Genomic DNA, 6,376 nt, shown 5'->3' with positions numbered 1-6,376 from the left:
GGAAGTTGGTCATAGAGATTAAAGACTTGATCAAGAAACTGATCACAAGTACGTGTAATCCAGGCCACTAGTATCCAAGTACAGAACATCTCCTGTACAGTTAGCTTTTTGGGCATATATACCATAATAGTGAATGCAATTATTGTTGCTGCTATTATGAAATACATCCTATTCACCATCCTTCACAGAAGATTTAGTAATTTATTACCAAAAAATAAAAAAATAAATCTGAGCAACTCAACTTTTGTTGCATGAAACAGCCGTGGGAAAACTACTAGCAAATATTGTTCCTATACCGATAGTGTTACCAAATCCAATACAATCCCATCGTTGAGTTTCAATAAGCGATTGAACTAGCTCGGTATATCAGCAGCAATGAAACTTTGGAATAAGGTCCCAAAGATACCTCTATATTAAGGGAAAATCTGATCTAAGACTGCTTGGAACTGTAGCTTTATCTGTTTGCCGCCTGTATTTTGCCTGCGTAATTTTGTACTCCAGCTCGATCACCTCCAGACGATTTCTTTCAAATTGATTTTTGAATTGACCCCCACAGTGCCTTAATTGTTTTTAGAATAGGGGGGCCCTTGAAGGTCTGTTTTTCCATGGTATGGAAATAATAATAGGTAATCATACCGTTGGAGGATGCAATAATGAGTATACGGATCGATCGTTTCTGCCAAGAATTAATCAGTCGATTATCGGCTTCGGATGACAACCAAAACCTGCAGCTTCAAAAGAAGGACGGGACTTTACAGCTGCTATATAACGTTTCGCTCTGCGATCCAAATAAACTGCTTTTGTACATTCGGATTCCATTTGCAGAAATGTCATCTCTATCCGAGTTTGCGCCTTATATAAGGGATATGGCAGAATCGGTCGAAGCATCGGATACCGGAAGCCTACAGCAAAAACTGTACGCAGGATTCGCTTTGATATTCATAGGAGATCAGATTCTCGCATTTAAAGCTGTAAAAGATCTAGGTAGTCAGCCTGGCCCGTCTCAGGTAGAAGGAACGCTTTATGGGCCCCAGAACGCGTTCAGTGAAGATAATGAAACCAATGTCAGCATCATCCGTCAGCGATATCCGTCCGCCGACTTGATCGTGGAGAATCTTACCGCGGGGAAATCAACCCAAACGAAGGTTTCATTATTGTATGACTCGTCGTTAGTGGATCAAACCGCCCTTAGCCATGTGAAAGAAAGATTAAAGGATCTGAATGCTGCAGTTGTCCTGACTCCTCACCAGTTGTACTTACTCCTGAATCAGAAAAAGTACTCCCTATTCCCAACCATGCTTCATACCGATCGACCAGACCGTACCGTTCTCAACTTGTCGCAGGGGAAGATCGTATTCTTGGTTCAGGGAACCCCATTCGTCATGATCGGCCCCGTTGTTTTTTACGATTTCATATCTTCAATGGATGATATTTATACGAATTATTGGGTTAACCGCTTTACCGTTATTTTAAGATATGTAGCCATTTTTTTTACGCTTTTTCTGCCTGCGATTTATATTGCTGCCGTATCTTTCAATCCCGAAATGTTTCGCGTACAGCTCGCTCTTTCCATTGCTGGCAGCAGGGCCGACGTTCCGTATCCTTCCTATATGGAAGTCCTGATCATGTTATTTATGATAGAAGCCCTCACGGAAGCTAGCGTACGTCTGCCTAGATATATCGGCCCTTCAGCGGCGACCGTAGGAGGGTTAATTCTAGGGCAAGCCGCACAGCAGGCAGGGCTCGTCAGCAGCGTCCTGATCATCGTGGTCTCGCTCGTCGCGATTTCCAGCTTTGTAATTCCTGTGAACCCAATGTTCTATGCAATAAGGGTGATCCGGTACCCTTTGATCCTTATTGCGAGCTTACTCGGGGTGACGGGTTTGGCTGCCGGATTTTTTATCATTCTGTTCTGGCTGGCAAACCTGCGCAGCTTCGGGCAACCTTATTTTCGTATTTTTGCTAATGAACGCTCTTCCACGGGAATGAAGAAGGGGAGGAACGTGTCATGAACCGCTACTTTTACTATAACGTGACGATGACCATGATGATAAATCTATTCCTCTTTGTGCCCCGAATTCTGATCGAAAATCGGTTCCACGGAGCCGTTATGGCTCTGATCGTCGGCGGGGCAATTGGATCATTGCTTGCTTTTCTCTTCACTATAGCTATACGCAGCTTTCCCGGGATGGGACTTCCCGAAATTGTCCGTGAATCAATGCCTGCTTGGATTTGGAAGCCCTTGCTTCTGTTTTTCGCACTGTATTGGTTTGTCTCTGGGACTTCGATCGTGAATATTATTTCGATCATGATCGTGCGCTTCTTTAATCAGAATATCAAACTGACTTTTCTCAACATCTTTTTTGTTCTGATTTGTATTTGGGCCGCGACCCGTCCCACCCGTACAGTGCTATTTGGTCAAGAGATCGCCATGGTACTGTGTCTTCCGTTGTTGATTTTCATTCTTGCAAAAGCATATAGCAACAACATGATGGATTGGGACGCTATTCGCACCGTAGCGAATTATGTGGGGCATCCGCCGTCCCTCATAGCTTTATCTTCAGCTTCTATCGTAATGATCGGCTACGTCAACTTTTGTATATTCAACCGTAACTTTAAGCAGGAAGGTAAAATTCGATACCGGTGGGTATTACCGATTATGGGCTATTTAACGCTAGCCACCACTTTCTTTGTTCCGATCGGCTTTCATGGGACTATCGGGGTGGGAGATTACATTCATGTTTGGGTTGCTACTACGGATTCCTTACGCATGAAATACGGTTTTTTCGATCGGGTCGTTTATCTTTTTGTCCTGACGTATATTTTGCTTTCGTTTGTTTACGTATCCGTAGTTTGGCATATCGCAGCCGAGTTAGCCAAAGGCTGCTTTTCTTCCAAAAAGCCGAATCTCGACAAAGTGGAAACACCAGCCCTGAGTTGGTGCATATGCTGCATCTTCGGATTGTTGACGATCCTCTACCAGTGGGCAGTCAAAGAGAGAATGGAGGCTGCTTATGCAAATTACTGGATTCACATACGGTTTTGGAGCGAGATTGTATTGGTCTGCTTCTTATGCTACGTAGCTAGAAGAAAGAGAAAGAAGGTAAAGGCATGAAAAAGGCTGCCGTTATTGCACTAATGGTGCTGCTTTTGGCTGGTTGCGGCTTTAAGGATATCGATAACCAGTCTTTCGTTATGGTTATCGGTATCGATGATAGCGGGAATCCGACTAAACGGTACCGGGTTTCGCTCAAACTAGCCGTTCCCTCCGAAAATATGGCGCCCGGTCAGTCCCAATTCCAGATCGTTCAACAGGACGCGAGCTCGGTTACGGAAGCGGTTCGCCTGATCAAATCCAAAGTGGACAAAGAACTGGAATTCGGTCATGCCAAAGCAATCGTACTGGGAAAGTCCCTTATCCAAGAAGGCTTTTCTGAACCATTGGACTGGCTGGTGCGGCGGGGAGATATTCAAATGATCGGGTATATGGCTGTTGGGGAACCTACGGCGAATGCAGTATTACAAGTCAAGTCAAAGTCCGAACAGTTTCCGGGCGATGCTCTCTTTCTCAGCTTTGACCATGAAGGGACAGAATCATCCTACACGGTGACAGAGTATTTATCCGATTTCTACAGACGCAGCAAAGAAAGAGGAAAGGATCCTTTCCTCCCCGTCATCCGAGCGGAAAAGGACTCCTATACAATTAATCAGGTCATGCTTTTGAACAAAGACCAAGGAGTCCTTACCCTTTCGCCCGACCAGACTCGAATATTTATCACGCTGGTGCGCACATTTCAAAGAATCGAACTGGTAACGAAAACGGAAAAGGCTAATTTCATGCTTGCCGTCAGAGACCTCCATGTAAAATACAATATACAGGAGGCTGTTGGAAAGCAGCCTCCGATTGTCCATCTGAAAGTGAAAATGGAGGGAAATATCGAAGAAACAAATCATGTTTTTTATAATGAAAATTGGAGGAGCTACGAACAGGAAGCGGAAAAACAAGGAGAGAAGCGGATTCAAAAACTATTGGAACTGATGCAGCAAAAAGGTGTCGATCCTGTCGGCTTCGGTCTGCGATATCAGGCCACTCATCTAGCCGTGGACAAGGCCTGGAACGATTGGCAATCGTGGTACCCAAAAGTCCAATTCGACGTTAAGGTTCAAGTGAAAATAGCCAGTTCAGGGGCTATCAAGTAGACTAAACTCCTAATGGATAGCATTCAATTTTCGAATGATTTCCTCGCGCTTCGACCAATTTCTGAAGCTGCCGACTGAGCTCTTCGTCTTCCCCGAACGCATCGAGCGTGACGTTGATCGTGGCGATCGAATCATTGATCTGATGCAGTTCGGCTTTCAATTCCGCTATATTGTTCATTATTTTAATATCTCCTTTTCGAGCTGCAAAATTTTCTGACCCATCTCCGCCATCTGGCTGGCGATCTCCATCTGCTTCTGGGTTAATTCCCCGATTGCAGAGGAACATTCATCGTATTCATCCTGCAGAGCTTTCATCATGTCGTTCAGACCGTCTATCATCACTTGGCTCATTATTGCACCACTTTCTCGATGAGTTTGTTCATCGCGTCTTGCTGCTTCACTAAGATGTCGTTCTGGGCAATATGGCGATCGATCTCATCGGTCAAGTTCTTAATCATATGTTGTTGATTGTTGATGATCTCCTGCATGGATTTCAAACGCTGATCGACAGTACCCATGAAGCGAACCATTTCGACCAGCAGCTCCGTGTTGTTCTTCGTAGCCTCGATCTGCTCCTCCAGACGCTCGATCACGGATCCGCCAGTGGCTTCGCCTTGCTCGATCGCTTGAACGGGCGTACCAGATGCTTTGCGGATCGTCTGGAACTTATGAATGCTGGCACTGATGTTCGATTCTTTATTGTGCTCGATCTCGCCCGACTTGGCTCCGGTTTGCCATTGATACTCGAGGTATGGCAACCTCTTTTTTGCTCTTGTTGTACTTCTCTGGATGGATTGTAAATAACATATTTCATAAACCTCATAATTAAATATAGATGTAGTCAAATCTAAATGAGTATAACATTTCCATTTGCGTATGGAATTCTGAAAATTAGATTACAAGCACATTCAAATACGATAACTCGGAGGTATGAATCATGCCATTCTCCTATCCAGTCTATCCCTTTCTTGGTTATCAAACCAAGTTAGTACAGGAGCCTATAGCATTTCCGCCACAGCATCAGGATCAAGTCCCTGGTCTGGAGTATCTCATGGTGCCGCGCCCTATCTTTGATTACCCTGGGTATGTCGGTAGCGGTAAGCTGAAAGGGAAGGTTGCGATCATTACTGGAGGTGATAGCGGATTTGGACGTGCAATTGCAGCCGCTTATGCTAAAGAAGGAGCCGATCTGGCTATCGTATATTTGAATGAGCATATCGATGCGGAAGAAACCAAAAAGTATGTTGAGCAATTTGGGACTCGCTGTCTGCTTCTGGCCCGAGATCTTCGCGATCCAGCCAGTTCGCCAGATATTATAGCTGAGACGCTCCGTCACTATAATAGACTGGACATCTTAATCAATAACGCAGCCGTTCAACCTTTTACAAGCAGTATTATGGACATCTCCAATGAACAACTCGAAAACACTTTTCGAACCAATATATTCCCCTTGTTTTATTTGACTAAAGCGGCGCTTCCTTATTTGGATAAAGGCAGCGCCATCATCAATACAACCTCAAGAGTCGCCTACGAAGGAGACAAGGATGTCATTGATTACTCTACAACTAAAGGTGCAATCGTAAGTTTTACTCGCAGTATGGCACTGTCTTTGGCTGAGAAATGGATAAGGGTTAATGCGGTCTCACCTGGTCCGTCATGGACGCCTCTCAACGTTAGTACCTACTCCAGGGAACATGTAGCTACTCTAGGCACTGACAGCCCGATCGGACGTGCAGCACAACCATTTGAGATAGCGCCAGCCTTTGTATACCTTGCAGCAAACGAATCCATGTACGTCACAGGTCAAGTGATTCATGTAAATGGAGGGTTGATCCGTTACTCATAGCGGCTGGCAAAAAGGGGGAGGCAAATGAGACGGCAGTAGATAATGAGTTTTATTTTAGTCGCAAAATCTGCCATCCATTCAAGCTCCGAACTTCATTTAGTTAACTTTAAGTAACTTAATATAAACTTTTTCCCTTCTTCTCATGGCAAGTTGAATTACCTATAATTGAAATTGTCAGAAGATTGGAGATGATAGACGAATGATATACGAATTGAGAGTATATCGGATTCATCCGGGCAAAATCGATGCAATCCGACAGCGTTTCTCGGATCACACGTTTCGTATTTTCGAAAGATTGGGCATGCAGGTGTGCGATTTTTGGGAGGAATT

7 protein-coding genes are annotated in these 6,376 nt (G+C 44.5%); 4 read left to right on the top strand and 3 right to left on the bottom strand.

Annotated elements, in window-relative coordinates; genetic code table 11:
* Nucleotides 1–653: 653 nt before the first annotated feature.
* The 3 genes from BMY11_RS28260 to BMY11_RS28250 are packed head-to-tail and all read left to right on the top strand — an operon-like array spanning nucleotide 654 to nucleotide 4,200.
* Nucleotides 654–2,012, top strand: coding sequence for a spore germination protein (locus tag BMY11_RS28260; protein WP_090583834.1), 1,359 nt, complete (start codon nucleotides 654–656; stop codon nucleotides 2,010–2,012).
* The gene (locus tag BMY11_RS28255) at nucleotides 2,009–3,115 is read left to right on the top strand and encodes a GerAB/ArcD/ProY family transporter (RefSeq protein ID WP_090583831.1); all 1,107 of its coding nucleotides are present in this window, start codon (nucleotides 2,009–2,011) and stop codon (nucleotides 3,113–3,115) included. The genes BMY11_RS28260 and BMY11_RS28255 overlap by 4 nt, the downstream gene beginning before the upstream one ends.
* Nucleotides 3,112–4,200 (top strand): Ger(x)C family spore germination protein, encoded by a 1,089-nt coding sequence (locus tag BMY11_RS28250; protein WP_090583828.1) that lies wholly within the window; start codon nucleotides 3,112–3,114, stop codon nucleotides 4,198–4,200. The genes BMY11_RS28255 and BMY11_RS28250 overlap by 4 nt, the downstream gene beginning before the upstream one ends.
* 1 nt (nucleotide 4,201) lies before the next feature.
* Here the strand turns inward: BMY11_RS28250 and BMY11_RS29060 are convergent, their stop codons facing one another.
* From BMY11_RS29060 to BMY11_RS28245, 3 genes are read right to left on the bottom strand one after another with little or no spacing between them, the layout of a single operon-like run.
* Entirely contained in the window at nucleotides 4,202–4,378 is a 177-nt protein-coding gene (locus tag BMY11_RS29060; RefSeq protein WP_177182866.1) for a hypothetical protein, read from the bottom strand.
* Nucleotides 4,378–4,551, bottom strand: coding sequence for a hypothetical protein (locus BMY11_RS29055; protein ID WP_177182865.1), 174 nt, complete (start codon nucleotides 4,549–4,551; stop codon nucleotides 4,378–4,380). Before BMY11_RS29055 ends, BMY11_RS29060 begins: the two co-directional genes overlap by 1 nt.
* Nucleotides 4,551–4,958, bottom strand: a complete 408-nt coding sequence (locus BMY11_RS28245; protein WP_090583826.1) for a hypothetical protein — start codon at nucleotides 4,956–4,958, stop codon at nucleotides 4,551–4,553. Before BMY11_RS28245 ends, BMY11_RS29055 begins: the two co-directional genes overlap by 1 nt.
* Nucleotides 4,959–5,137: 179 nt before the next feature.
* Between BMY11_RS28245 and BMY11_RS28240 the strand changes: the two genes are divergently transcribed.
* Entirely contained in the window at nucleotides 5,138–6,046 is a 909-nt protein-coding gene (locus tag BMY11_RS28240) for an SDR family oxidoreductase (RefSeq protein WP_090583823.1), read from the top strand.
* Nucleotides 6,047–6,376 lie beyond the last annotated feature (330 nt).

This window comes from Paenibacillus sp. OV219 (assembly GCF_900110075.1).
Classification (GTDB): Bacteria; Bacillota; Bacilli; order Paenibacillales; family Paenibacillaceae; genus Paenibacillus_Z.
The sequence above is the reverse complement of the archived record's forward strand: the minus strand, read 5'-3'. Positions and strand labels throughout refer to the sequence as shown.

What these genes read in the sequence shown, in the direction of transcription:
- BMY11_RS28260 (WP_090583834.1), top strand. Translation starts at nt 654, where the DNA reads ATGAGTATACGGATCGATCGTTTCTGCCAAGAATTAATCAGTCGATTA.
- BMY11_RS28255 (WP_090583831.1), top strand. Translation starts at nt 2,009, where the DNA reads ATGAACCGCTACTTTTACTATAACGTGACGATGACCATGATGATAAAT.
- BMY11_RS28250 (WP_090583828.1), top strand. Translation starts at nt 3,112, where the DNA reads ATGAAAAAGGCTGCCGTTATTGCACTAATGGTGCTGCTTTTGGCTGGT.
- BMY11_RS29060 (WP_177182866.1), bottom strand. Translation starts at nt 4,378, where the DNA reads ATGAACAATATAGCGGAATTGAAAGCCGAACTGCATCAGATCAATGAT.
- BMY11_RS29055 (WP_177182865.1), bottom strand. Translation starts at nt 4,551, where the DNA reads ATGAGCCAAGTGATGATAGACGGTCTGAACGACATGATGAAAGCTCTG.
- BMY11_RS28240 (WP_090583823.1), top strand. Translation starts at nt 5,138, where the DNA reads ATGCCATTCTCCTATCCAGTCTATCCCTTTCTTGGTTATCAAACCAAG.